The sequence below is a fragment of the Hyphomicrobium sp. LHD-15 genome (assembly GCF_031157355.1).
In the GTDB taxonomy this organism is placed as follows: Bacteria; Pseudomonadota; Alphaproteobacteria; order Rhizobiales; family Hyphomicrobiaceae; genus Hyphomicrobium_C.
Window position 1 is genome coordinate 952,715 of sequence record NZ_JAVIFT010000002.1, and the last position, 26,306, is coordinate 979,020.

At 61.0% G+C, this 26,306-nt stretch carries 23 protein-coding genes and 1 tRNA gene; 18 read left to right on the plus strand and 6 right to left on the minus strand.

The genetic code is table 11. The features are described 5' to 3' along the window. Window positions 1-373: 373 nt before the first annotated feature. The gene (locus RCO24_RS11010) at window positions 374-1,957 is read right to left on the minus strand and encodes a hypothetical protein (protein ID WP_308962015.1); all 1,584 of its coding nucleotides are present in this window, start codon (window positions 1,955-1,957) and stop codon (window positions 374-376) included. A 146-nt stretch (window positions 1,958-2,103) separates the two neighbouring features. Between RCO24_RS11010 and RCO24_RS11015 the strand changes: the two genes are divergently transcribed. The 9 genes from RCO24_RS11015 (at window position 2,104) to RCO24_RS11055 (ending at window position 7,831) form a co-directional block, all read left to right on the plus strand. After that, the gene (locus RCO24_RS11015) at window positions 2,104-2,337 is read left to right on the plus strand and encodes a helix-turn-helix domain-containing protein (protein ID WP_308962016.1); all 234 of its coding nucleotides are present in this window, start codon (window positions 2,104-2,106) and stop codon (window positions 2,335-2,337) included. A gap of 3 nt (window positions 2,338-2,340) precedes the next feature. Beyond that, window positions 2,341-3,234 (plus strand): protein rep, encoded by an 894-nt coding sequence (locus RCO24_RS11020; RefSeq protein WP_308962018.1) that lies wholly within the window; start codon window positions 2,341-2,343, stop codon window positions 3,232-3,234. A gap of 12 nt (window positions 3,235-3,246) precedes the next feature. Further along, the gene (locus tag RCO24_RS11025; RefSeq protein WP_308962019.1) at window positions 3,247-3,570 is read left to right on the plus strand and encodes a hypothetical protein; all 324 of its coding nucleotides are present in this window, start codon (window positions 3,247-3,249) and stop codon (window positions 3,568-3,570) included. Window position 3,571: 1 nt separating this feature from the next. Then, a complete protein-coding gene (locus RCO24_RS11030) occupies window positions 3,572-3,781 on the plus strand; it encodes a hypothetical protein (protein WP_308962021.1) in 210 nt (69 codons plus the stop codon). A 65-nt stretch (window positions 3,782-3,846) separates the two neighbouring features. Then, window positions 3,847-4,686 (plus strand): AAA family ATPase, encoded by an 840-nt coding sequence (locus RCO24_RS11035; protein ID WP_308962022.1) that lies wholly within the window; start codon window positions 3,847-3,849, stop codon window positions 4,684-4,686. Between the two features lie 13 nt (window positions 4,687-4,699). Next, on the plus strand, window positions 4,700-5,212 hold the full coding sequence (locus RCO24_RS11040; RefSeq protein WP_308962023.1) for a hypothetical protein: 513 nt from the start codon (window positions 4,700-4,702) through the stop codon (window positions 5,210-5,212). Window positions 5,213-5,331: 119 nt separating this feature from the next. Then, a complete protein-coding gene (locus RCO24_RS11045; RefSeq protein WP_308962025.1) occupies window positions 5,332-6,588 on the plus strand; it encodes an FtsK/SpoIIIE domain-containing protein in 1,257 nt (418 codons plus the stop codon). Next, window positions 6,588-7,154 carry a hypothetical protein gene (locus RCO24_RS11050; protein WP_308962027.1) on the plus strand — a complete coding sequence of 189 codons (567 nt, stop codon included), beginning with the start codon at window positions 6,588-6,590 and terminating at the stop codon, window positions 7,152-7,154. Before RCO24_RS11045 ends, RCO24_RS11050 begins: the two co-directional genes overlap by 1 nt. A gap of 269 nt (window positions 7,155-7,423) precedes the next feature. Next, entirely contained in the window at window positions 7,424-7,831 is a 408-nt protein-coding gene (locus tag RCO24_RS11055) for a hypothetical protein (protein WP_308962028.1), read from the plus strand. Window positions 7,832-7,857: 26 nt separating this feature from the next. Here the strand turns inward: RCO24_RS11055 and RCO24_RS11060 are convergent, their stop codons facing one another. Next, the gene (locus tag RCO24_RS11060; RefSeq protein WP_308962030.1) at window positions 7,858-8,970 is read right to left on the minus strand and encodes a restriction endonuclease; all 1,113 of its coding nucleotides are present in this window, start codon (window positions 8,968-8,970) and stop codon (window positions 7,858-7,860) included. Between the two features lie 578 nt (window positions 8,971-9,548). Here RCO24_RS11060 and mobC point away from each other — a divergent pair. From mobC to RCO24_RS11075, 3 genes are all read left to right on the plus strand, one after another. After that, on the plus strand, window positions 9,549-9,902 hold the full coding sequence (gene mobC / locus RCO24_RS11065) for a plasmid mobilization relaxosome protein MobC (protein WP_308962032.1): 354 nt from the start codon (window positions 9,549-9,551) through the stop codon (window positions 9,900-9,902). 3 nt (window positions 9,903-9,905) lie between these two features. Continuing rightward, on the plus strand, window positions 9,906-11,006 hold the full coding sequence (locus RCO24_RS11070) for a relaxase/mobilization nuclease domain-containing protein (protein WP_308962034.1): 1,101 nt from the start codon (window positions 9,906-9,908) through the stop codon (window positions 11,004-11,006). A gap of 311 nt (window positions 11,007-11,317) precedes the next feature. After that, window positions 11,318-11,923, plus strand: coding sequence for a hypothetical protein (locus tag RCO24_RS11075; RefSeq protein WP_308962035.1), 606 nt, complete (start codon window positions 11,318-11,320; stop codon window positions 11,921-11,923). A gap of 253 nt (window positions 11,924-12,176) precedes the next feature. On the opposite strand, the gene RCO24_RS11080 is transcribed toward RCO24_RS11075, so the two are convergent. From RCO24_RS11080 to RCO24_RS11090, 3 genes are all read right to left on the minus strand, one after another. Next, window positions 12,177-16,856, minus strand: coding sequence for a winged helix-turn-helix domain-containing protein (locus RCO24_RS11080; RefSeq protein ID WP_308962037.1), 4,680 nt, complete (start codon window positions 16,854-16,856; stop codon window positions 12,177-12,179). A 117-nt stretch (window positions 16,857-16,973) separates the two neighbouring features. Then, window positions 16,974-17,047: transfer RNA gene (locus tag RCO24_RS11085), tRNA-Gln, on the minus strand. Window positions 17,048-17,270: 223 nt separating this feature from the next. Continuing rightward, the gene (locus RCO24_RS11090) at window positions 17,271-18,116 is read right to left on the minus strand and encodes a M15 family metallopeptidase (protein ID WP_308962039.1); all 846 of its coding nucleotides are present in this window, start codon (window positions 18,114-18,116) and stop codon (window positions 17,271-17,273) included. A gap of 217 nt (window positions 18,117-18,333) precedes the next feature. Between RCO24_RS11090 and RCO24_RS11095 the strand changes: the two genes are divergently transcribed. Next, window positions 18,334-19,542 carry a Ppx/GppA phosphatase family protein gene (locus RCO24_RS11095; protein WP_308962040.1) on the plus strand — a complete coding sequence of 403 codons (1,209 nt, stop codon included), beginning with the start codon at window positions 18,334-18,336 and terminating at the stop codon, window positions 19,540-19,542. A gap of 10 nt (window positions 19,543-19,552) precedes the next feature. Continuing rightward, window positions 19,553-20,296, plus strand: a complete 744-nt coding sequence (locus tag RCO24_RS11100) for an RlmE family RNA methyltransferase (protein ID WP_308962041.1) — start codon at window positions 19,553-19,555, stop codon at window positions 20,294-20,296. A 143-nt stretch (window positions 20,297-20,439) separates the two neighbouring features. Here RCO24_RS11100 and pqqA read toward each other — a convergent pair whose 3' ends face one another. Further along, the gene (gene pqqA, locus RCO24_RS11105; protein WP_020084408.1) at window positions 20,440-20,529 is read right to left on the minus strand and encodes a pyrroloquinoline quinone precursor peptide PqqA; all 90 of its coding nucleotides are present in this window, start codon (window positions 20,527-20,529) and stop codon (window positions 20,440-20,442) included. Between the two features lie 338 nt (window positions 20,530-20,867). On the opposite strand from pqqA, the gene guaB reads away from it, so the two are divergent. From guaB to RCO24_RS11125, 4 genes are all read left to right on the plus strand, one after another. Beyond that, the gene (gene guaB / locus RCO24_RS11110) at window positions 20,868-22,367 is read left to right on the plus strand and encodes an IMP dehydrogenase (RefSeq protein ID WP_308962043.1); all 1,500 of its coding nucleotides are present in this window, start codon (window positions 20,868-20,870) and stop codon (window positions 22,365-22,367) included. A 30-nt stretch (window positions 22,368-22,397) separates the two neighbouring features. Continuing rightward, window positions 22,398-22,832 (plus strand): MAPEG family protein, encoded by a 435-nt coding sequence (locus RCO24_RS11115; RefSeq protein WP_308962044.1) that lies wholly within the window; start codon window positions 22,398-22,400, stop codon window positions 22,830-22,832. A 31-nt stretch (window positions 22,833-22,863) separates the two neighbouring features. Continuing rightward, window positions 22,864-24,159: an RsmB/NOP family class I SAM-dependent RNA methyltransferase gene (locus RCO24_RS11120; RefSeq protein WP_308962045.1), complete on the plus strand. Its 1,296-nt coding sequence runs from the start codon at window positions 22,864-22,866 to the stop codon at window positions 24,157-24,159. A 206-nt stretch (window positions 24,160-24,365) separates the two neighbouring features. Beyond that, window positions 24,366-26,306 (plus strand): methyltransferase domain-containing protein, encoded by a 1,941-nt coding sequence (locus RCO24_RS11125; protein WP_308962047.1) that lies wholly within the window; start codon window positions 24,366-24,368, stop codon window positions 26,304-26,306.

Consider the following 26,306-nt stretch of genomic DNA (forward strand, 5'->3'; position numbering starts at 1 on the left):
CCCGAAGGGCCGCGAGGACGAGGGCGGCGGCGGAGCGAGCCGCTAGATGTGGACGTGAACCCGTCACGGAATAAGGCGCGGTGGTTCGCGGATTCGCGCGCCCCAAACGCATGCGAATACCGCGCCACCGGGCCGTGAACGAGCAGGCTATGCAGCCCGCTTATGCCGCTTTCGATAGCCCCAGAGAGCCCACCTGAGCCTGTTGAGGGCATCGGCTGCATACCTGTAGCTGCGCCAAGCCACAAAAGCCCAGGCAAGCACTCCGCTTGCTGCCAGAAAATCCACCATCGTCATGCGTCCATCTTTCGTTCGCGGCCTGGGACCGCTCAAACCAGCATGCCACAAGCCTTCACTTGAGACGGCAACTCCGCACTCATCGCCTCCCCGACAACGACACCGGTTCCTCGCGAAGGAACCATTGCAGCTCCATGTCATCGGGACCCTTGCCTGGAGGCGGCTTGCGCTTTCGGCGGGACGCGGCCTTCAGCACGCCGGCCTCAAAGTGCTGCTCCGCCGACTTATTCCCCGCCCGCCGCTGCAGCTTCCGGACGCTGTTCAGCGCATAGTCGCAAAGGGTCGGTTGACCCCGTTCCTGCATGTAGGCGTCACACGTCGTATAGAAATCGCTCCACGCGAGATGAACGCTGCAGTCGCTCAAGGTTTGCTTCGCGCGTTGCAGCCAGGTGTAGCTGTTGCTTAAATCGATGACGTCGTGGTGCAGCCAGACCTTGGCGCCAACAACGGCAAGCGCTACGTCGTTCCAGCCTGTGGTGCTGGCTTCCTTTGCTTCGATGGCTGCCCATTCATCCTCGATCAGCTGGTGAGGCTCCGCCATGAATGCCAGGGTCGCCTTCACTAGGCCGGGCTGTTCGTCGGCCCCGAGCGCGGTGGACAACTGCGTGCGCGCCCTTTCCGTGAATTCCGGTACCTGACGCATCCGCCCGTAAAGTCCGAACGCACGCAGCCAGTCTGCCCGGAGGTTCACCGCTTCGGACAGCAAGAGCGTGATGGTCGTGCTGTCGACCGGCGCCCGCGTTTCAGTCGCCACGCCTGCGCGAATGCCCAGATGGAAGCTCAAGTACCCGAGCATGTTGTAAATCGCGACCAGCGAGGCCTGACCAGCGTCCGGGTTGTCGAAGCGCCTGCAGGCTGCCTTCAACACCGTGGCGATGGTCGCGAACCGTCCGAGATCGTGCGGTGCGGGACCGGTCAGCATCGCAGGCTTGATGCGCCGACGAGCGACATCGTCGAGGTGTGTGAGGAAGCCGGCCGGTTCGTCCGCCCAGCAGTTCAGCCGCACCATCGTTGCCACTGAGGCGGCTTCCTGTACAGCGCACAAGCCCAACACGACGTCGTTATCGTCGAAATCACGCGCAACCTGACTTGCGGCTTCCATCACCACCGCCTCGGCGACCTGCAAGGCCCGCTGGTAGTCGTTGGCGTAGTAGGCTTCGGTGATGACGTTTTGGCTCCAAGTGTAAAAGGATTGGACGTCTGTCTTGATGGCGGCAACGGCACGCGGTCCGCCGATGTCTGCAAAGAGCTTGCTCCGGGCGTCTTCCTCGCGCCTTCCTTGCAGCCATGCCTCTTCAATGGGCCAGTACTGCTGCTCGAAGAACCTTTTTAGGTCGTCCACTTCCTCTGCCCGGAAGTAAGCCGGCAAGCGCTGCGCTCGCACAACAAACTGGTCAAAGACCAAGCGAGACTTGAGGGCAACATCCCTCTTGCTATTTGCCCCTCTGCGCAGATCTCCGCGAAACCTGTAGGCCGCCTCACCGCATTCTTCTCTGACAAACCGATTGATCAGGAGTTCGCCGGCCGCCACACCCGCAGGAAGCTCGTCGGCTGAAAGCCAACCAAATTCCTTCCGCTGCCATCGCTGGCATCCCCGCGCAAAGAAGTCGTCGAGCACCGATAGAAACTGCAGCCGTGCTCCGTAGTGTGGCGCTACCGACATTGGCCCCCGCTCGCCCGCCCCGACTGTCAAGGGAAGATCTCGCGGATGATGGCGCCGGGCAAGTTCCCTCGTGGGGAAATCCCCGTTCGCCTAGCGTAGCTAAATTCTGCCTCCCCGGAGGTCCACGCGCAGCGAGCGAGACGCCAGTGAATCCCACCACCAGCCCCGAGGGCGTAGGGCCCGACCTTCTCACCACCCGTGAAGCAGCGGCTCTGCTTCGCCTGTCGGTGCCGACACTGGAGCGATTTCGCCTCGCCGGAAACGGTCCCATCTTCATCAAGCTTGGAGCTGGAAAGCGTGCCCGTGTCGTCTATCGACGCACTGATCTTGAGACATGGCTAGACGGGCGTAGCCGAAACAGCACGAGCGAGGGCCAGTGATGAATGGCTCTTTCGCCCGTCACGCGCCGTTACCGACGCTACAAGATGCAACGAGCCGCCTCTGCCGCCGTCGCGCAAGCCTTGCAACGCGCGCCGAACATTCTCGGTATGGCCAAACATCGCAGAATTCAGGTGGTCGCTCGGCGCATCGCGGCCTGTGCCGCCTCGACGACGATCAAGCTGCTGACACCACCGGGCGACGCCTCACGGATTGTCTATCGCAACAAACGCAGATGCCGCGTGGGCCTCTGCATGCCATGCGCCCGCGTTCGGGCCAAGGAAGCCAATCAACGGATTGCGGTTCGCCTCGATGCCATCCTCGCCGAGGCTCCTCAAAATCGCTTCATTTTTCTCACCGTCACCTCCCGGAACCGATCGGTCGCGGAGGTCGCCAATATGCTTGCTGACCATGAGCGAGCCCTCAACCGTTTCTGGCGCAGCAACGAAATCGCACGCGCCATCACTGGCCATGTGACCGGCATAGAGATCGCGTTACGCGGAAGCAACGACGCAAGGGAAGCCGGCGTCCACAGCCACACCGTGGCAGCTGTCCATCCGGACTACTTTGATCGCAAGGCCGACCTGTACCTCTCACAGCGCCGCTTGGTGCATCTCTGGCGCCGCGCATTGCGCGCTGACTACAATCCAATCTGCCACGTGACGGCAGTTCCTGCTGGCGACAACGTTCGCGCCTCCCTCCGCGAGTGCGTGAAATACGCCGTGGCACCCCACAAGCTTTTCGAGCGCGGTAACGCCAAAACCGTCGACCCGCTCGTAGCCCTCTACCTCGCTGACGCTCTCTACAAGCGTCGCCTCATTCGCTTCGGCGGGGTCTTTGCAACAACGCGACGCTACCGAGCGGCCAAAGCCATGGCCGCAAAGCCTTCCAACCCCTGAAAGGATCCCCCCATGTCTAAACTTGAAGGACCCGTTCTCTTCGCGCGCTTCGAGAAGCTCGACACCTACAACTGGACCGATCCGGCTAGTGGCCTCCTCAAGCCACTCGCCTCGATGAAGGTGCTGCTTGCCCACGGTGATGGAACAGTCACGCGCGAGTCGATCGCCCTTCCCAACGCGTTCAAGGCGCCGACCCTCATCCCCGGTGAGATGTACGGCTTTCCCGTGACGGTTCGGCTCAACAAAAAGCGCCAGCAAATCAGCTGGGACGCACGGGCTGACCTCATGCCGTTCCAAATCTCCGCGATCCAGGACGACCTCGGATTGGGAGCTTGAGATGAGCAAAAATCACGCACCCGCCGACAAGCCATCCTCTGAGCCCGAGCAGGACATCACGCCTGCTGAGCGGCGGACGCTGTTCCAGGACACTCTCAAAGGCCTTCAGGATGCGTTTTCGCAAACAGATGAGGACGACACCGACACCACAACGGAACTGCACCAAAACGCGGCTGAAGCGGTCTCAACGCCACTGGAGGGTTCAGAATGACAAGTCGGCCTAGCATTCTTCCGCCTTACCGCCCGGGGGTCACACCCCGGGCGGAGAAGCCAGCGTTGCGACGACCCGGCGCGCTGCTCTGCCCGCACGGCATCATCTTTAAGGGGCTCGAGCGCGCCGTACAACGCCATCTCTTTCAGACGCGCATGTTTGGCGACGAACACCCCAAGCCACCACGGTTCTTGGTCATCGCCGGTAAGCCAGGTACGGGCAAGACCGTAGCCGCTACCGATGCGGCGCTGCGCATGAACTACGCAGTCCTGCATTTGCCGTCAGCGAAACTAGCCAGCGAGAACGAGGGCGGCGCCACCGCTGTTCTTGATGACTATTTGCTCGAGGCAGAAAGCCACACGCAAAGCTTCGGCGAGCCAGTTGTCATTGTCGCCGATGACTTCGACCTTGGCATCATTTCGGCCGACGCTGACACCGGGCGCACCGTGAACTCAAACCTCATGGCACAACGGTTTCAGGGACTGGGTGATACGGACGAGGGCCAAAACCCCGGCGGAACCCGCATTCCTTTCATCATCACTGGTAACGACTTTAGCCAGGTGCGGTCTTCGCTGTTCCGCGATGGGCGGGCGACTTGGTACGAGCATGCGCCAAGTTCGGATGACGTGGGCGCGATCGTCGTCAACCTGTTCAAGCCGGCTACGGCGGATGACCGCAAGTTCTTGCTCAAACTCGCGCACCGCTACCGCCAGGAGAGCGTCGCGTTCTGGACAGCGGTCCATATGAGCCTGCGCGACGACCTTGTCGATGCGTTGATCGCTTCAGGGGTGAGCGACGCAACTGCGCTCAAAGTGGAACTTCACCGTCAACGCCCGCTGGAGCCGGGAAAGATGCTTGGCCTTGCCCGCAAACATGCGGCGCGCCGTCGCCTCTCGTTTCTTTGAGTGAGGATTGCTAATGAAACCCGTTCCTAAACTCGTGCCCAGTGTGTTCCCACGCAGTGTGATGCGCGCCACCGTTTTCGGCGACGTCCTCAAAAACTACGGCATCCCCGACGAGATCATTCACATCGCCCAGACAGGTCTCATGGCCGGAGAATTCACGGGCATGACGTTGACGGGCATCGCTCCTAGCGGTGCTGCGCGAGAACGCTCATCCATCTCGTTCGATAAGCTCAACGAGGACGACAACATGACGATGGATGTCAAGGACGGCCGCAGCATGGCTGAAGCACTCAGCCGCAAATTCGCGCACGCCGTGGCAGCAAGCGTCCACCTGATGCGCCAGCAGCGCCTGCGCATCACTTACACCTTCCATTTTTCGGAGCACGTCAACGTCGCCATGGCCTGCCAAAAATACGGCCTTACGTTCGAGAGTGGAGAGATCGAAGCACCGGGCCTGAGGCTGCTCTACCGCGTGTCGCCTGGTCGCGATCGCGGCATTGTCTTTGACCATTACACCTCAGGCTAAAAGCAATGATACGGACCTTGCTCAAATGGGTGCGAAGACCTTGGCTTGAATTCCCTACGCAACCTGACAAGTCCCCTCAATCGTCGAAACCGTTCATGCGGCGTCGACCGGACAGGCTTGTGGCCAGCCAACCGTTCGACGGCAAGTCTTCGCCGCCCCCCGCCGTCACTGAGTACAACGCGATGCTCGAGCGGCAGGCGGCGATTTGGAATGGCAGGGGTCTGGACGGGGTGATCGAAGCGTACCGGTCTATGACGGTTGAGAAGAATCGCGCGAGCCTGCACGAAACCTATCTGCATCTCTTGCGCCGACAGGCAGAACCCAATCCCCTCCCCCGCATTGACTTTCACGAGTTTCCGAAGGGCGCGCGGCCGCATCTCCTCGGTCTCTATCTCGGCACGCTTGTGGGTGGGGTTTACCCGCGCTTGTGCTGGCAATCGTCCGATATCGCGCGAGGCACGCTCACCTACATCTTCCCAGGAGGACCAGCCGACACAACTACTTGGCGTCAAAAACTGCCAGTGATCAGTGCCTGGCTTGGCGACCATTGGACCATTGCGAACGAGACATCAAACACGATCACGCTTGTCCGACGCACGCCGCTGCCTGAAACGCTTCTGTTTTCGCCTTCGCAGTTGAAGGATGGTGCCCTCTTCCTTGGCGTGGATGCCGACACCCAAAAACCCGTGATGCTCCCGTTTGCGGACATGACGTCTGGCACATTCATTCCAGGGGCATCCGGCACGGGCAAAAGCAACGCGCTTCACATCATTATTCAAAGCTTGCTCGCCAATGCCCGATACTTCCAGGCGATCTACCTTGTCGACGGTAAGGATGGCGTCGCCTTCAATCGCTATCGCAACGCCGCGCCCGGCAGGGTGCATGTCCTCTGGCAGGATGCGGAGGTATGGAAGTTGGCAACGGACCTCACGGCCGTTCTGCGCCACCGCAACGAACTTCAGCGCAACCAGGGTATCGACAACGCCACCCGTGATTTTATTGCTGTGGTCATCGATGAAATGGCCACGTTCACCGCCAGGCCGTCGGTGGATTCCAAGAACCCCGACAACAAGCTTCACGCCAAGTTTATTGACGATCTCACCTTGCTGGCTCGGCGCGGCCGATCCGGGGGACTGCGTCTCATCGTCTCCGCGCAAGAGCCGGTCGTGGAACAAATACCAGCCAGCGTGCGCGCCAATTGTCTGACCAGCATTGCGTTTCGCTTGCCGGTCGACGCCCATGCCACCGCCATGTTCGGCCAGCTTGACGGATTGCCAACTGACCCGCGTCGCCTCCCGCGCGGACAAGCACTCTTTAAGAATGGCCTCTCGGGCGATGTTCGCCGCGTGCAATTCCCTGTTATGCGGCGAACCTGATGGACGAGTACTCACCGTTCCGCGTCCCGTTCGATTTCTACCCTACGCCGCCGGAAGGGACACGGGCGCTGCTGTCTGTCGAACGGTTTAAAGGCTCTATCTGGGAGCCCGCTTGCGGCGATGGCGCTATCAGCAAGGTGCTGGCTGCCCACGGCTGCACCGTCGTGTCGACAGACCTCATCGACCGTGGGTTTGGAACGGGTGGCGTGAATTTCCTCGAACAGACCACTTTGCGAGCCACAAATATCGTGACCAACCCGCCTTATGGCCACGGATTAGCGGATGCATTTGTCCAGCACGCGCTACGACTCGTACAGCCGACTGGCGGCTCGGTCGCAATGCTCCTCGATCTGGCCTCGCTTGCGCATCCGATGCGCCACGCGCGATGGGTCCGGAATCCACCTGCCGTCGTGTACATTCTGGATCAACTCAACTTTCTATCTTCCGGCACGCACGTGCCCGATCAGACGATGCGCCGTTATTATTGGGCAGTCTGGAGACCAAGGCACACAGGTCGCCCGGCGGTATGGTGGCTGTCGACGCAGCGCCATCGATACAGCGATTAGCGCCTCCGCTCTAGCTCCCACCAAAGAAACACCCCTTCGGGGCTGCAATCCCTCGCCGTTCCCTCGCGGGGGCCGCGCTGACGCGCCCCTGAGGGTAAGGCCCCCGCGACGGCTCGGCTCCGAAGAAACAGCCCGAAACCCCCTGGGTGTCGTGTACGACGTGCAGCCGCGCCACACTCCCTCCCGCGAAGTGACTCGCCTGTTCGCGCCACGCTCAATGCTTCATCATCACAGTTGCGTGCAGGATATATTCACGCCCACGCTCAGACATGATCGTCACCCACACCGCCAATGCTGCAGGACACCGCCGCGTCTATCTCGGCGGCAAAGCAAGCATGGAGTGCTGGATCCAGCCCAAGGCTGATGGCATTGCTTGGACCTTCCATGCCGCAACCGCGCCAGGCCGCTATCCACTCACCGAGGACGAACGGCGCACGTGGGCCGCACACATTCTGCTAGCATTGGCAACGATGCTTAGCGTCGACAATGCGGATCTCACAACCGTTCCCTTCGAGCGCATCGCAGCGCTTCATCTTGCCGACCCATCGGTCTATCGCCGCATGGCCGTGCCGCGCCGGCAGCGGATTGACCAGGGATATGTTTCCACCGTGCCGGATGTCGGACGACCGTCAGAGCTACCAAATGCGCGTGATGTCTTCAGTTCTCGCAGATCCTAAATGCCGCGCCGTATGGCGCACCTCACCTAGTCGCAATAGTCGAAGTGGCAAGGCTCCCCATTCCAAGCGCTATAAAGCCGCTCGCCGTCCCAATACGTCACTCGTCCGTTTTCCTCGCTTCGCTTTGCCCGCCAAACATTGTCGGCACCGAAAAGAGCGAGAGTGCTGCCGTCGAGTTTCGGCACGTGGGTTCCCCTTTGCCCATAGCCATCATGGGAAAGTACTTCCTTCGGCACCTTCATCAGGAGCGCCGCGTGTTTGGTCTCTTTGAGCACCAGCGCAAACCAATTGTCGGTGATGTTCCATCCCCCGCTCGCATGCACCAAGCGGTAGTCCAGCCGAGTTGAGACCTCGCGAACGATTTTTTCGACGCTGCCGAGCGACACAAGCGATGACTTGTCAGCGATTATCCCGTGGGCAGCGCGCGAGCACCAATTGACCACGTCTGCAGCTTCGGCCAGCTCGACATAGCCTCCTGTACGGGCCGCCCATCGTTTTGAGACCGGCGCATAGCTCGACGATGTCACGAAGAGCGTTCGATCGGCGTTCTCGACCTTTCCCACCCCGTAGAGAGCCGCGACGTCGGTTTGCCCGATCTTTCGGTGACTTGCGTAACGCTTGGCCTGAACAATCGTCAAAATGTCGCCAAGCGGTGCGCGCTGGATCAACCGGAGGTCAATTCCCCCGTCATTCCGTCCAGGTCCTATGAGCGCTTCAAAGCCTTGATTTTGAAAAACCCTGTACAAGAGGGTCTCGAACTCACGCCAGCTCAGCTGCTCTAGGCGCAATGGGTTTTTGGAGAACTCTTGGTACAGCTCTTCGTAGACGTCGCCGGTGTCCTCGTTGATGAGGCTGCATACCCATTTCCAGTGGAGGTAAGTCTTTAACGCTTCGGCATGGGCCGTGTCGTTCGGGTAAAGATGGATTGACGTTCCATCTACATTCTCGAACCAATAGCCCAGCTCCTCAAGGTGAGCGTGGAATTCATCATACAGTCCATCATAGTCGTCGCCATTGAGTATGCGATGCATAGGTCCTTCAAACCAAAACACCGTCGAGACTGCGTCGGTCGGCTCGGCCTCCCTGCGTGTGATTGGATCGGAAAACCCGCAGTCGTACCAAAGCGCCCTCTTGGTCATCCAATTCTTGAGGCAAGATTCTAGGCGCTGATTTTCCTTTTCAAGGTCAGCATCCGACCACGCTGACGGTGAAGTAGCGCCCGCGTCTCGTATTGTTTTCGCCACGTGGCGGCCTCGTCGTCGTTGCAGCAAACGTCAATGAAACAATCCAGGCACAGAACGGACGCCCTGGCAGGTATCCAGGGCGCCTCACCCGCGCGGTCATCGCCATCCCTGGCTGTACCGCCGCAATATCCTACTGCTCCGGCAGAGCGAGTCTCTGTTGGTGCCCTGAATGTGGGCTGTATACATTTTCTCCCTCACCCGCCTCAAGTATCCCACGGGGGGTTCGGGGGGCGTGAAGCCACCCGTGTCGATAGTTCTGCACGCCATGTCGGCAAATCAGTTTCGCGGAAGAGAGAGTGTTGCTCACGCCGGAAGCAGCGAGCTTGTATGCAGCGCGTATTTTCGGAGAGGGTAGAAGGGACGGGGCGAGGTATGCCTTTGACCACAAAATGAGGTCAAAGGCGCGGCGCTAACGCGCGTGCTCGCAGGGCCACGGGCCCCGCTCCACCCCCGTCCCGAAGGAAAGCGAACGCATGCCGACACGGGGATACCGCAAGGGTCAATCCGATAGCAAAGAGCCGTTGCCGCGTTTTGTGCGAACCCGGCTCTCCGACCAGGACTATGCCGCGCTCAACGCGGAAGCGGTGTCTCGCAGCGTCAAGATTGCCAATCTCACTCGTGCAGTGCTGGCAGCCCACCTCAAGAGACAACGCGCCGAGCTCCCCCATCCGCGCGGACTCGAGTCCGGACTCCTGCGTGAGTTTTCTCGCATCGGCAACAACCTCAATCAACTCGCCCGCCAAGCCAACGTGGGACTCGTGGCGGTGCCGGCAGACGAGGTGCGGGCCTGCATCGACCGCATCAACGCATTGGCGCGCACGATGTGACCGATGTTGGCTAAGGTCGCGCCGCCATCCAATGATTTCCATGCCTTGGCCCGCTACCTCGTTCGCGGCAAACCAGGCACAACCGCAGACCCGCGTCGCGTGGCTTGGGTGTTCTCGCAGAACCTGCCGACCGACGATCCGGAACTCGCCGCAACCTACATGGCCGCCTCTGCGCAACTCTCACAACGCACAAAAAACGCCGCCTACCACCTGATGATCGCCTGGCATGAGCGGGAACGCCCGACACCAGAACTAATGCAACTGATTGCACGACAAACTTTAGTACTTGCCGGCGTCGCCGAGCACCAAGCGCTCATCATGGGCCACGGCGACAAGCCACACCCACACCTGCACATCCTGCTCAACCGGGTTCATCCCGATACTGGTCGCGCGTGGAAAACCACCCACGACTTCGCACGTTTAGACCGCATCATGAAGCAGCTCGCGGCTGATCACGGCTGCGAACACCTGCCAGCCCATGCCTACAATCCTGAACTGACCGACGAGTTGCCCAAGCGACCGAAATCCCGAGCGGTCTATGCGGCCAAACGTGGCGCGCGCACAAACCGTTTCCAGTGGAGCCGCAAAGATTCACGGAAGCTGGGGAAAGACATCTCGGAAGACCTGACGCAGGTCTCAACACCTGAGGATGTCGAGGACGCGCTCGCCGATCGGGGTCTGGCGCTCGAACAAAAAGGAAAAGGCTTCGTGGTTGGCAATGCCGACGGTTATGCGAAGGTTTCGAGCCTCGGCCTAAAGGGTTCAGCGCAAGGTGACAGGTTCATTGAATTCGCCTCCCACCGCGTCGACCAACCCAGCCGTTCGCGCCGCTCAATCTTCCACGTGGACGCGATCGATATCGCCAAGGCCTTCCATACGATCGGGCTGGTCGGTAAGCAGGAGGTGCGGGACACCATTGCCGAAGTGGTGGCAGAACGACAAACACTGTTCGAGGCCAAGCCCATTCCCCAGCAACTGGTGGCTGATCTTCGTCAGCATCTAAAAGTTGCGACGGCACTCACCCCTGCCCGCAAGACCATTACAAACGGACAGACTAAACACCCACGCGCATCCGCTCGAGCAAAAGCTCCATCTGGTCGCTGAGCCGCATGTGCTGTCGCAGTCGAGCCTTTTCCCACCTCGCGTAATGGGGGTCGAGTTCGCCGAAGGTCCCTGGGCTCGTCTTAAACGCCGCTACCGCTGCGCGTGGCGTTTCTGCGAAGATCTCCCAGAACCTGTCACCGTGGTCACGATAAAACTCGGTGAGGCCGTTGCGCACATCGTCCTTGATCGTTGTGGAGTACATACGTCGAGGGTACCACAGGATTTGTGATTACACAGTATGCAGAGTGTATGGACTTTGCATCCACCCTCCCGCAGCCTTTTCGCGATAACCAACGAAAAGGATGCACATCATGACCCCTGACGCCCAACCCCACGGTAATTTCGTCGCCTTCCTCGTGCGCGACAAAGAACCGGGCGACAAGAAACCAACCTTCGACGGCCGCCTCAGACTTCCCACCGTGGAAGGCGAACTGACCTTTGCACTGTGGGGCCACGAGTACGCCGATCCCAAGACGGGTGAAGTCCAGATCATGTTCAACGGCCGCACCGATGCCGTATCACCGAGCGATGCGCCGATGGTCCAGGTCGCGGCGCTTCTGAAGAACGACGGCGCAGCCGGTCCGGTGTCGGTCGGCAACCTGCAGATTCAATCACGCCAGCTCGTGCTGTTTCCGAACCGCTTCAAGGCCGAGGATCCCGCAAAGCAGCGTCCGGACTATTGGGGCGCCTATAATCCCGGCAACGGCCAGCCAATGGTGCGCATCAGCGCTTGGCTGCGGAAGGATCGCTATCAAAACGCGATGATGGCGGGTGCGACCAGCTATCCGCTTCCGGGCAAGAGCGAGGTGGAGCAGCAGGAGGTCACGCCGACCATCGACGAGCTTGAGGCGAAGGGCCAAGTCTCGCGCGGTATGCCTGAGAAGACGAAGAAGCGCAGCGGCGGTCGCGGAGAGTGATGGCTGCACCCGCGCGTACGCGCGGGCCGGGCTGTCGCGCGCCGAGTCGCTGCAAGCGTCTCGGCCCTTCGGGCTTCCATCCCTTGCAGGAGGTCATCCGACGTAGCTGATAAGTGTTGGCGCCACCGACCAAACCGATATAAGGGCAATCGCGATGTAGGCAGCGATGACCATTGCAAGCGCGATGAGGCCTCGCCATCCTTGCCCCTTCAGGTGTCTCCGCCCGAGCCGGAAGTCGAAATCATTTGCCACATCAGCCATCCGATACTGTCGTTGTGCGCTTGCGCTTGCGCTGGCCGACCGTCGAAGATCTTTTTTGCTCTCGTTTTGTTAGGTCTATTCCGACAACCTCAAGACCCAAAAGATCAGGGTGTTGTCTCCGAAGCGAGGATGCCTCGGAGCGAAGCCAAGCAATAAGCTCTTCAAAAGTCGCCTTGCCATTGTTGGGCAGTGACCACGCCTTAGTTCCCGAAGGATTATTGCATCCGACCACAAGCAAGATCCCGTGTTTGCTTTCGCGGAGGTACTGATGGACCAGTTGGTTCTGAAGACGTTCGCGAAGAGAGGCTGCCGACCACTTTTCTGCGATCTTCAGCTCGATCGGTATGCGGTGAACGACGCGAGGATTGTGAAGCCGGATGTCTGTCCGACTTTCGTCTGCAAGCTCTTCTTCAGAAGCCGTTGCGTACCTTCCCCGTGCCATCTGTCTGAGGCGCCTGGCGACGACGCGCCGAAGCTCAAGCTCGTTTGCAACCTTCCGAAGCAAAGAGGCTTCGCTCTCATCACCCTCCTCGAGTTCGAGCTTCAGATCGTCCAGGCGCGCCAACGCAATGCCAAACAGCGCTTCCTCGGTGACCGGCATCCTTTCCGCCGCTTCTTGGAAAGCGGCCACATCAGAACCGCTCCACCGTGGTGGTTCAGCGTCGGCCTCGGCACGTTCTTCCGCTAGCTGAATTAGGCGATCACGGAGGAAGCCCGTGCCGAAATCTTTGGCGAGCGACAACAACGCATCGAACGTATTTCTTCCGGGCTGTTCGCAGAGGAGCTTAAGAAGAAGAGAGCGTGCGCTCTGAGCATGGTCGCGTGTTCCCGGCGTATAAGCGCCGGTGTGCTCTATATCATCGGCTCGGCGCACATGCGCGTGCGCCAGCCTAATCAAGGCTACGAGGTGACTGGGCGATTTGTAATCACGATGCTCACTTTGAAACCCTCCATGACTGTCCCCCCAAATGTGCGTGAGCACTGCGCTCGTCCGCTTTTCGCCAAGTTGGGGATCGACTCCGCGCAGCCAACTGGCGAGATTGTTGACGCCCCGCTTGGCATCGATGCAGATTTGAGCTGCGATCCATAGCGATCTTCGTGCCTCATCCTGTTCACTGCTCGCGCGACTACGCACCAGTTCTAGGAATCCCATCGGAAGGGGTGACGGGTCCCGGAGTATCACAGTGAATGCGTCGGACAGTGCGCGCGCAGGGAATGGTGCCTTCGCCTCCAACAGGCTGGCGATTTGCGCACGGAGAACTGCGCCAAGTTCCTTTCCGGTCCACCGTAGTCGTGACAGGACGTAGCCGTTATCAGCGCCATCGGTCAGCGCAAGTTCCCACCTCACTTCGTTCAGCAGAATGTCCGAAACGACATCGGGTTGCTCGCGGTATAGAGTCCACAGCCAGGATGGGAAGCTATTGAGTTCGAGCAACGCCAGCCGAACGGCGTTTTCAGCTTCAGTCTTGCTGATCCGCGATGCCCAATTGGTATTTTCATTTGCCTCCATCGCGAGTCCGCTGAGGCTGATGATTACGGCCCAGGGCGTCGAGTTCCTCTCGGCACCCGCCTCCGACCGGAGCTCGGCCCGATACTGTCTCCAATAAGCTCGGCACACATCCCTATAATTCTGCGCGACCGCGACGCCGAAATCCTCGATGAGATCCTGCCAAGCGGTAACCGTCCAACTTGAATTGTTCTTTTGGCGTCGACGAATTTCGTCATGAAGCCAGATGGTGTTGTTCCAGACCTGGCCGACCCTGGCCAGGGTCGCGTCTCCTACGCGCGACGGGTCCGCTTTGAGCGTCTCAATCCAAGATCTCCGGTTGGCTTCATTGGCGGCCACTCTCTTCCGATTCCGGCTCTCGGCAACCCGCATACGATTCATGGAGGCCCGTAGCTCTGCATTCGGCTTGGGTCTGCTCAGTTGTTCGCTGACGGTCTGCAGTAGCACGGGATCGCTGGACGCTGCTTTCTTGATTGCCTTGAGCCTCTCCTTCGGCCGCCCCTGATGAAGGTAGATTCTTACGAGGGCTTTGATGGCAATTATCTTGTCATCCATCAGCGAACGTTCGGAAACACTGGCCAACAGCCGGTCGAAGTCGTCGCTGTTGATCATCAGCAGCTCATGGCTGATCAAGGCGTTCCAAAAGTCCTGCACGGGTTCCGCCGATGCGGCGCGCTTCTCCGCTATTTCAAACCAGAAGAGCGCGTGCTTAAGGTCGGTGTCCGCCAGGACCAACTCGACGGCGCCCTTATATGTGTCGCCGGTGTATCGATGCAGATGGTTTGCCTGAAGCGCCTTGGAGAATACGGAGAGGACGGTGCCGTTAACCTGGTCCTCGCTGTAGAATTGTGCGGCCAGTTCAAAGGCCGGCGCGAGCAGCCAGCTGTGGCGGTCAGACACTCGGCCGCAATAGGAGTCAACGAAAGGTTCACGAGAGAGCAGCTCGTCGAGCGCGCGCAGAAGGGCTTCGCGATGGGCCCGGTTGCCCGGCGCCTCAACGACCTCCTCGATTTGTGAGCTTAGGGTGTCCGACGCAAACTCGTCGATCTCTTGTGCCTGCTCCAACAAGATCACCAGCTGGCTCGTAGCCATACGGCGGGGAAAGAACGCTGCGATGGCGGCTGCTAGTACGCTGCGGTCGGTGCTACTCGCATTGCGGCAGATTTGGGCGATCAGATCCGCATTATTTTCATCGCCGCAAATCACCGAACACGCTCTGACGGCGCATGAACGCGTGTAGGCATCCATGGTGTGATCTGCGGCGAAAGACATGGCTTGTTCAGCACACTCGCTATACCCATAGCGAGCGCCGCCATGGCGTATGATCCTGAGCAATAACTGACGCATGTCGTCGTGCTGGCGGTACTGCGTGAGCAGTTCACGGAGAGCCGGTCCCAAGCCCGGCGCCGCTAGACGCCTCACCTCTTGATCGGAAGCGCGCAGCGGAGTATTCGGCCGGTCCTCATATTGCGCGGCAAACCGCCGGAGCACCTGTTCCCTCGTGTTGCGATCAAATTGAGCAGCGTCGCCGTATTCAATGAGTGTCCTTGGCTCCAGGCGGATCACCTTGTCTCGCATGTCCTGATCCCATGCGGAAAGCCAAGCTGCGATGGGCTTCATCGACGCGACCATCACGTGGACTTCGTCGTTGTAGGGTGTAGCGAACAGCAATTTCTCGACTGCGCGTCGCGGGGCGCCTTCCTCGAGCAGGCGCTTCAACCAGTGTGCAGCGAGGTATTCGACAAATGTTCGGTGGTGAAAACGGACGCAGCCGTACTGCGAAGGATCGAAAAGCGGGCGCCCAAGGAGTTCGCTGATTTCCAGAGCAGTCCACCCCTTTAGCACCTGTTGTGGTGACAGCGAGTTCAACCTTTGAGAGCCCGTGACCGAACCCTCGCTGATACGGATTGAACTGATCCGCGTGAAGACGACTGCGGCTGCAAGTAATTCAGCTCCTTGCCATGCCCGGTCCGCACTGAGCGCGGCCCGAGGTTCCGTCGCGTCGAGGAGCTTGGAGCGCAAGTTTGTCCCAATAACATCCGTGTAACTGCCGATGGCGCCGTTCTTGCCCCAAAGCTCGATCAAGCCGCCCAGGTCGTCAGGTCTTGTCGCAAAAGCAAGAGCATCGTCGTCCTCGAGCTCGGAGAGAAATCCGTCCGCGTTTTGGGGAGCCTGTGCATGAGCAAACTTTTGGATTTGATCCCGATCAAGCGGCCCCAACTGGAAGATAGCGAGCGGAGGTCTCGACTCCGTTGTGTCACATTCTGAGGTCGAGTCTTCGGCCGGATCGCCCCCTTCGATCGGATTGGGAAGAGCCGCAGATCCGGCCTCCGCAGCTGGCTGATCGAGGCGCAAACGCACGCACAACATGTCGGAATCGATTGGTCCACGCCATGCTCCCGGACGTGAAGAAATTACGATGGTGGAGCGGTCAAGTTGTCCATCGATGCCGCGCACAAAACCGATGATCGCCCGCTCGAAATCGCCAGCCCTGCTGAGGACCGCCTCGTCAACTGAGTCTAGAAAGAAGTACCCGTGCGCGTCGCCGCGTAACCACTGATCGAAACCGCTCCCACCGATCTCAAGACACAGTGCTAAGGGGGTGGACGTTAGCAGTTCTAGCCTGGCGAAGAACGCTTGCTTCCCTTGAAGGCGCAGTCGGTTTGCCTGAGCGCGGAGTTCTGTGGTCTTGCCGCTTCCCGCCTCCGCGATAATGACCGAGCACGGGTTTTTCAGCAGATCATCCCACGTCGACGACCCGTGAATGCGCCACGCCGACAAATCCGCATCCTCGGCAGACCTATCCGGCGGAATGGCGATCTGGAAAAAGCGCCGATCAAGGTCGACGTAAGTGGCCGCCATATTCGACGGGCGCTCGGCCGTTGGTTTTCGATAGGCGGCAGCGCTCGGGCCGGATTCAACGACGCGATATCGTGTTGCCCGCGTATGTCCGGAAACGACGAGAAGACCAGCGCCAACCATTTGTTGAAGGCGCCGTTGAAGCGTGCGACGGGGAATGCCCAGCTGCAGCCGTTCGACCTCGTCGACGGTCATCCCGCCGTTGCTTGTCGATAAGAGGTCGACGATCCGAAAGTCTTTGTCGTCCATTTCGCGCCACAAATCCAAATTTGCGCCATTGATGGCGCAAAACTGGCCCTCGGTCAAGGGTCCGTCGGACAACGGCATCGCGAGCCGTAGGCGATGCCACGCAAACGAGGTCGCTAATTGGTCGCTAGCCTGGTCGCTGAAATGTGGCGGTGGCTGCTATGTGGCTGATTTGATTGGCTGGGGGACTAGGATTCGAACCTAGACAGGCAGAGTCAGAGTCTGCAGTCCTACCATTAGACGATCCCCCAAAGCCGGGATCGCGGCGAGCTTTTGCTCGGCCTCTCATCTTGGTGTCAGATTGGTAGGATCCGACGCCGTCAAGGCCCAGGCTTGCCGAGTGGGGCCGTATAACAGCTCATCCCCGGTCGCGCAAGAACAGGTCGCATCCCTGCGACCGATGCGACGCTGGGCTTCGCGGACTCCTCCCCATCAACCGAAACGGGGAGCTGTTCCGCGTAGGCGGAAGAGCCGCTAGTTGCGCGCCCCCGATGGCGGTGGCGGAAGCAACTCGGGGCGGTACTCGAAGTGCATGGTGTCGTAGTGATACCAGCGCCCACCCCAGATGAAGCCGTGGCGTTCAAAAATGCGGACGATTTGGTCGGGAATGCGGTTGCGGAAAGCGACCTTCCCGGCCGCGGCTCCGGACGCCCATCGCCAGTAATCGCTTTGTGCGACGGCGATGTCGATGGCGATACCGTATCCGTGTGCGGATACCCGATTGGTCCCGGCGATCGGCCGGCAATTGTAGGTGCCTCCGGCCGGAACCAAGTATTTGTCGAATTCAGCGGGTAGTGCGTCTAGCTCCCGCGATATTGCTTCCAGCCGATCGGCCACGCCGTTCACGGTCGTTACCTGCAGCCGCTGTTTGGCCTTGCTCGGCAGCCAGACGATGGTCTTGAGTTTCGCCCTCACATCGCCCTTGCGGCAATCGCCGTACATCTTCTCGAAAAACACCGCGTTGCGGGCGCGGCCAGGATCGATCTCCGGCGCGGGTGCGTCGGCTGGTGCGCCTGCGGGGTACGGCACGCGCAGCATGTCTTCGATATCGGGATTTTCGATCCAATCGGCGAATGCCTTCACGCCGTGACCGTCATCGAGCGGCATGCGGGTTCCGTCACGCCAGACCAGTTCGTTGCCTTCGATTTTGCCGAGTGCATCGGGGTAGGCCTCGATGATGCGGGCAACATTCGGCGCGTCCGATCCGGCTCGCGCCTCCAGCGGATGGGCGGCGAATGCGAAGACCAACGAAAAAGTCAGCAATTCCCTGATGAACGACTTCTTGATGGGCGGCTGGGGGCTGCTGGTTCGCGACGACAAGGGAGGCTCCGGACCGAAAGGGAATTTCGAGGCTGCGCGGGTGAGTACGGGACTGCACTTTCTACGGTTGTATACCACGAGCGCGCTTTTCCTTTACGCGCCGCCTTCTCCTGCTACATTGGTGCCAGATGCAGCCAGATGTTGGCCTGATGCGAGGTGAACCGGCGGGCGAAATGCTCGCGAGGGGGTTCCCGGAACCAGGCTCTGGGGAAAAGACGTGCCGGAACTTACGGATGACGAGCGCGCCAGCGCTCCCCCTTTCGATGCGCGGCGGACTCCGGATGTGACGGGGGGGGCGAAGCTCGCGCCGTCCGACAAGCCTGCATTCAACAAATCTTCTGACGGTTCTGGACGGAACGGCGCTCATCGCCCTTCGCAGGGCGAGCGTGGTCAGGTTTACGGCGCCCTCGATCTCGGAACCAACAACTGCCGCCTCTTGCTCGCGCGCCCGTCGCGTCGCGGATTCCGGGTTGTCGATGCCTTTTCCCGAATCATCCGTCTCGGCGAGGGCGTTTCGCAGTCGGGGCGGTTGTCCGATGCGGCGATGAAGCGGACCCTCGACGCGCTTCGTGTGTGCGCGTCAAAGCTTGCCAGAAACGACGTCGACCGAGTCCGGTGCGTGGCGACGGAAGCCTGCCGGATTGCGAGCAACGGACGCGACTTCCTGCGCCAAGTCGAGCGGGATGTCGGCATCAAGATCGAAGTGCTCGACCGCGAGACGGAAGCCAATCTCGCCGTGTCCGGTTGCGCCTCGCTGATTGATTATCGCGCCGACTACGTTCTGGTATTCGATATCGGCGGCGGGTCGTCGGAGCTGATTTGGCTCGATCTCGCGAAGGCGGGACGGGAGGGTAGCGCGCCGGACGGCGGAAAGCGTGTCGGGGCCAAGCCACAGATGAAGGCGTGGACGTCCCTGCCGGTTGGCGTCGTGACGTTGGCGGAGCGCTTTGGCGGCCATCAGGTTACGCCTGACAGCTTCGAGGAAATGGTCGCGTATGTCTCGGGCTTGATCCGGCCTTTCGAGACGCTGCACGGGTTCAGGGAGCTGGCGAGCGGGAAGGACATCCATCTGCTCGGCACGTCAGGCACGGTGACGACGGTTGCCGGCATCCACCTGGGGCTCAAGCGCTACGATCGGGCTCGCGTCGACGGGTGCTGGCTTTCTATCGATGAAATTCAAACGGTCACGTACGGGCTGCTCGGGCGGTCTTACGAGGAACGCGTGGCCGAACCCTGTATTGGACACGAACGGGCGGATCTCGTGCTTGCGGGGTGTGCGATCCTCGAAGCCATACTGCGCACGTGGCCGTCGGAGCGGCTCAGGGTTGCGGATCGCGGTCTGCGCGAGGGCATTCTGGCGACCCTCATGAGCGAAGATGGCGTCTATCGGGCGGGCCGCAGGCGCCGCCGTCAGAGATCAGGTTGAAACGATGCGAATGAAGGGCAAGTCGGGGCGCGGCACCGGCGGCAAGAAAAGTGCGAGCGGGAGCGCGATCAGCGGCGCGGGCGGGCAGCGCGATTTCGGCGTTCGGCTGAAGAACGCGCGAAGCCGCACGGCTTCTTCGCAACGTTGGCTCGAGCGGCAGCTCAACGATCCTTACGTGGCGGCGGCCAAACGCGCCGGCTTCCGGTCTCGCGCTGCCTACAAGCTGATCGAAATCGACGACAAGTATCGTTTCCTCAAGCCGGGGCAGAGCGTCGTGGACCTCGGCGCGGCGCCGGGGGGTTGGAGCCAGATCGCGGCTGAGCGCACGCAGTCGATCGGCGGACGCGGGCAGGTGATCGCAATCGATATTCTCGACATGGAGCCGCTGGCGGGCGTCGATTCGGCGAAGCTCGATTTCATGGACGAGAGTGCCGAAGATTGGCTCAAGAGCAAACTCAGGGATGGGGCCGCTAACGTCGTGTTCTCGGATATGGCGGCGCCCACGGTCGGGCATACCAAGACCGATCACTTGAGAATCATGATGCTCGCGGAGGCGGCCGCGCAATTCGCCTGCGACGTGCTCGCGCCGGGTGGCGCGTTTCTGTGCAAGGTTTTTCAGGGCGGGACGGAACGCGATCTGCTCGATCTCTTGAAGCAGCGGTTCCATACGGTTCGGCATGTGAAGCCGCCGGCAAGCCGGTCAGACAGTGCGGAACTCTATGTGCTGGCAACGGGCTTCAAGGACAACGCCTAGCGTTGCGATCCAAGCGGAGAGCGCAGCGCTCTCGACGCGATGGCGGACACTTCGAATCGTCCCCTAAAAACAGCAACGGCGGTCGCTTGCTCGACCGCCGTGCCTTTCGGCTCGCCAGTGCGCGAGCCTGTCTTCATCATCACTTAGATGATGTCGATCTCTGCCGGGAGGTAGCTGGTGACCTCGAGGCCGACTTCCTGCTCGCGCACGGCGGGCTTGGACCAAATCTTCATTTTTTGTTTCCTCCTTAAAACGCTCTAGAGCACTTTAGACCGGCTTTCCTAACGCGATAAGCGCCCGAGGTCTAATTGATTTTTCAATACCCGTCATAAGCGGCGCTAATGTGCAGTTGCGAGAGCGTTGGTGCACCGATCAATCGGCCGCGGCGCCGGGTGGGGCTTGGGCGCGGGGGAGGGGCCTGGGGCCGATAGGCACCCGTTTCGGCAGGCTGCTCGGCCGCAGGGAGGGTCCCTTCCCCTGCCTCGCTCCCGGTGCTATACGGCATCCGACATTCGAGCCGGGCCGCCCCGTTTTGCGGCCGCCTTTGTCACACCCGCCCAAGGAGAGAGCCATGGCAAAACGCCCAATCGATAGCGATTTGGGTCTCGCTTTGACATTCGATGACGTGCTCCTGGTGCCGGCGGCCTCCGAGGTGCTGCCCAACCAAGTCAACGTGACGAGCCGGGTCACTCGAACCATCTCGCTCAATATTCCGATCCTGTCCTCCGCGATGGACACGGTCACGGAAAGCCGGCTTGCGATTGCCGTGGCGCAGGAAGGCGGCATCGGTGTGCTGCACCGCAATCTCCTTCCGGAAGAGCAGGGACGTCATGCTGCCTCCGTTAAGAAGTATGAATCCGGAATTGTTCTCAACCCCGTAACCATTCAGCCGACAGAGACGCTCGAGCGTGCTCTCGAGCTGATGTCAGCCCATTCGATCTCCGGCATCCCGGTCGTCGAGGAGCCCAAGAAGGGCGAAAGCAAGGGGCGCCTGGTCGGCATTCTGACCAACCGCGACGTGCGCTTCGCGACCAATCCCAAAACTCCCGTCGCCGAGCTGATGACGAAAGAGCGCCTGATCACGGTCAAGCGCGACGTCAGCCAGGACGAAGCCAAGCGGCTGCTTCATCAGAACCGCATCGAGAAGCTGCTGGTCGTCGACGACAGCTATCACTGCATCGGGCTGATCACGGTCAAGGATATCGAGAAGGCTCAGAAGCACCCCAACGCCTGCAAGGATCCCGAGGGGCGTCTGCGCGTCGCCGCTGCGACCACCGTCGGCAACGACGGCTGGGAGCGCACGGAGAGGCTTCTGGAAGCGGGTTGCGATCTGATCGTGGTCGACACTGCGCACGGGCATTCGAAAAGCGTTCTCGATGCCGTGACGCGGATCAAGAAGATCTCGAACTCGGTGCAGGTCGTGGCTGGAAACGTGGCGACGGCGGAAGCGACGCGCGCGTTGATCGAGGCGGGTGCCGACTCGGTGAAGGTGGGCATTGGCCCGGGTTCGATCTGCACGACGCGGATCGTGGCCGGTGTCGGTGTGCCTCAGCTCACCGCGGTGATGGATTGCGCCAACGAAGCCCATAAGCACGACGTTCCGGTGATCGCCGACGGTGGCATCCGTTTCTCGGGCGATATCGTGAAGGCGCTGGCGGCGGGAGCGGATTGCGTGATGATCGGCTCGCTGCTCGCCGGTACGGACGAGGCTCCGGGCGAGACCTATCTGTACCAGGGCCGGACCTACAAGGCGTATCGCGGCATGGGCTCGCTCGGCGCCATGGCGCGAGGCTCGGCGGACCGCTACTTCCAGCAGGAAGTGAAGGATCAGCTCAAGCTCGTCCCGGAAGGCATCGAAGGACAGGTGCCGTACAAGGGGCCCGTCGAAGGCGTGCTCAACCAGCTCGTCGGCGGCCTTCGCGCGGGCATGGGCTACACCGGCGCGAAGACGCTGGAAGATCTTCGCAACACCGCGAAGTTCGTCCGTATCTCGCCGGCCAGCATGCGCGAAAGCCACCCGCATGGTGTTCTGATCACGCGGGAAAGCCCGAACTATCCGGGGAACGCGTAGTTTTACGCTTTCCCTTCGACAGGTGCCGCCATGACCCAGACCGCCATTCTCTATCCGGTGTTCGTCCAAGTCTTCCTGACGTTCTTCTTGCAGGGCTGGATGCGGAAGGAGCGTGTCGGTGCGGTCAAGCGTGGCGAGGTGACGTTCGGGGACATTTCGCTCAGGCAGGCGAAATGGCCGGCACGTGCGACGCAGATTTCGAATGCGTTTCACAACCAGCTCGAGACGCCGATCCTGTTCTATGCGGTGGTCGCGTTTCTCATGATCACCAGCCAGGTGGACCTCGTGTTCGTGATCCTGGCTTGGGTGTTCGTGCTGGCGCGCCTGTTCCACGCGTACATCCACACGACGGTGAACCGGCAACCGTACCGCTTTTATGGATACGTGCTGGCGTCCATCACGCTGTTCGTCATGTGGGTGCTGTTTGCCATCCGCATTCTGTTTTATTCGGCGGGCGGGGCGTAAGCCCGGCTAACCCAGACTAAGGATCGCGATCGTGAGACCGGGTGGGCGCATTCAGGCCGCAGCCGAGGTGCTGGAGGATGTTTTCTCGCGCCATCAGCCGGCGGCAACGGCACTGCAGGACTGGGGCAAGCGGCATCGCTTTGCGGGCTCCGGCGACCGGGCGGCCATCGGTACATTGGTCTATGATGTGCTGAGGCGGAAGTTGTCGCTTGCGGCGCAGATGGGAAGTGCGGAACCGAGGTTGCTCGCGATCGCCGCCGCTCCCAAGGCGCTCGGCCTTTCTGCCGACGAGGTGGCCAAGTTTTGCGATGGCAGCCAACATGCGCCCCAGCCTTTGAGCGACGAGGAGCTGGCTCGTCTTGCGGGCGGGCTGCCGGGGGATGTGGCCCCGCACGTGGCCGCCGATGTTCCCGAGTGGCTGATGCCGGCGTTCGAGCGAGTGTTCGGCGCGCGCGCCGTCGCCGAAGGCCAGGCCATGGGCGAGCGGGCGCCGATCGATCTCCGCGCCAACACGATCAAGGCCGATCGGGGCAAGGTGCTTTCGGCGTTGGAGAAGCTCGGCGCCAAGCCGACGCGTTTCGCGCCGTTCGGCGTGCGCGTTCCGGCGCCGGAAGGCCCGGCCAAGAGCCCGCATGTGGAGGCCGAGGCCGCTCACGGCAAAGGCTGGTTCGAGGTCCAGGACGAAGGCAGCCAGATCGCCGCCGCGCTTTCGGGTGCAGAGGCGCGGCTGCAGGTGCTCGATCTTTGCGCCGGCGCCGGCGGCAAGACGCTGGCGCTGGCGGCGGCGATGCATAATTCCGGACAGATCTATGCTTATGACGCGGACAAGGGTCAGCTGCGCCCGATCTTCGAGCGACTGCAGCGGGCCGGTGTGCGGAACGCCCAGGTGCTCGACGGCGGAGATCGCTCTGGCCTCGAAGCGCTGGGTGCGCGGTTCGACGTCGTGCTGGTGGACGCGCCCTGCTCGGGCTCGGGAACCTGGCGGCGCAAACCCGACGCCAAGTGGCGACTGAAGCCCGAGGCGCTCGGTATCCGTCAGGAGGAGCAGCGCCAAGTGCTCTCGCTTGCGAGCGGTCTGGTCAAGCCGGGCGGGCGGCTGGTTTACGTGACATGCTCTGTTCTGCCTCAGGAAAATGTCGAACAGGCCGCCTGGTTCCGCACGTCCTTCGCTGGCTTCGAGCCCATACCTTACGAAGAATTATGGCGGACGACGATTGGCGGGGACGCCCCTCCTTCCGCCGATGGTTCGCAGGATACTTTGCTGCTGACGCCCGCTTCGCACGGGACCGATGGCTTCTTCGTGGCGGCTTTCAAGCGGACCGCTTGAGCCCCGAAATGGGGTGGGGGATCACCCCAGATGCTGCTTGCTTTGTCACAATCCTTGACTAATTTGCGCGCGCGTCGACGACGACGAGCGGTCTGTCGCGCGCCCGCGCAAGTCCTGGCGATCACGAGTTCAGATATTGCCTGATCTCCCATCGCTGAAATGGACGGCCTCAGGCTTGATGCTGCTCGTAAGGACGATCGTCCATCATGGCCACCGTGCCAAAGGCGAAGAAGCCGAAGCGTACTCCGCCGCGCTCTTGTCTTGGTCCCGTTGCGGACCTCGAACAGCATCTGCCCGCCGAATGGTGGCGCAAACTTTTCAATGCGCTTTACGTGAAGACCGACGGCGACGTCGTCGAGAACAACGAAAACACGCGGCGCGAGGTGGACTTCATCATCGCGGCCGCCGCGATCCAGCCGCACAGCTCTATTCTCGATCTCTGCTGCGGGCAGGGCCGGCATTGCCTCGAGCTCGCGAGGCGCGGTTTCAAAAACGTGTCGGGCGTGGACCGCTCCCGTTATCTGATCCGCCTCGCCAAGAAGCGCGCGCAGACGGAGGGCCTGCAGGTCATCTTCAAGGAAGGCGACGCCCGTAACCCGCGTCTGCAAGAGACGAGCTTCGATTGCGTCGCCATCATGGGCAACTCGTTCGGCTATTTCTCGAACAAGCAAGACGACGAAAAGGTCCTGAACACGGTCGGCAAGCTGTTGCGCCCGTCCGGTCAGCTCGTACTCGACATCACCGATGGCGCTTACATGGCCGATCATTTCGACCGGCGCTCCTGGGAGTGGATCGACGAGCATCACTTCGTCTGCCGCGAGCGTTCGCTTTCGGCGGATCGGGAACGTCTGATCTCGCGCGAGGTGATCGTGCATGACGAGATCGGCGTGATCGCCGACCAGTTCTATGCCGAGCGACTTTACACCAAGGAGAGCATCGGGAAGCTGCTCGAAAGGTGTGGGTTCCGCAACGTGCGCCATCACGGAAGCGCGGAATCGGTTTCCGACCGCGATCAGGATCTCGGCATGATGGCACGCCGGCTTTTGCTGTCGGCGGATGCGCCGCAGCTCCCGGCGAAGAAGCCGCGCGGGAAGCTGCAGCGGCTCGACGTGACGGTGCTGCTCGGCGATCCGCGGCTTCCCGATCAGGTAAAGCGTGGCGGAGCATTCCAGGACGAGGACATGGAAACGGTGCGCCGGCTCAAGGACGCGCTGGCGGAGTTGACCCAGTATAAGTTCCGTTATCTCGACAACCACGCGACGCTCGATCGGGATCTCACAGATCTCAGGACCGATCTCGTCTTCAACCTCTGCGACGAAGGCTTCAACAACGATCCGTTCAAGGAGCTGCACGTTCCGGCGATGCTCGACGCGCTGGAGCTTCCCTACACGGGCGGCGCTCCAGCGGCGCTGGCGGCCTGCTACGACAAAGGCCTGGTGCGGGCCGTCGCGATGACGCTCGATGTTCCGGTTCCGCTCGAAACCTATGTGCGCCCGGGCGACCAGGGCGCGACGCTGCCGTCGGTATTTCCGGCGCTTCTGAAGCCCAACACGGGCGACAGCTCGCAGGGCATCACCATGGATGCGGTCGTGAGCAACGAGAAGGCGCTGCTCGACTATCTCGAACGGCTCAGGGTCGAGTTTCCGAAGCGCTCGGTGCTGGTGCAGGAGTTCCTGACGGGGGCCGAATATTCGGTATCGCTGATCGGCAATCCGGACCAGGGCTTACGTGCGCTCCCGATCCTCGAGGTCGACTATTCGAAGCTCGATCCGGATCTGCCGAAGATCCTCGGCTACGAAAGCAAGTGGGAGCCCGAAAGCCCCTATTGGACGCAGATCCGCTATCGGGAGGCCTCGCTTTCGGAAATCGCGCAGCAGCAGCTCGTCGAGCATTCGACGCGGCTGTTCGAACGGCTCGGGTGCCGGGACTATGCGCGCTTCGATTTCAGGGCGGATGCGCGGGGTGAGCTCAAGCTGCTCGAGGTCAATCCCAATCCCGGCTGGTGCTGGGACGGCAAGCTCAATCTCATGGCGGGCTTCCAGGGGATGAGGTATTCAGAGCTGCTGGCTCAAATCCTTCAGGCAGCGGTCGAGCGGTTGGGTGTCGTGGCGAAGCCGCAGGCGCAGTCCGCAGAGGCTGCGCAATAG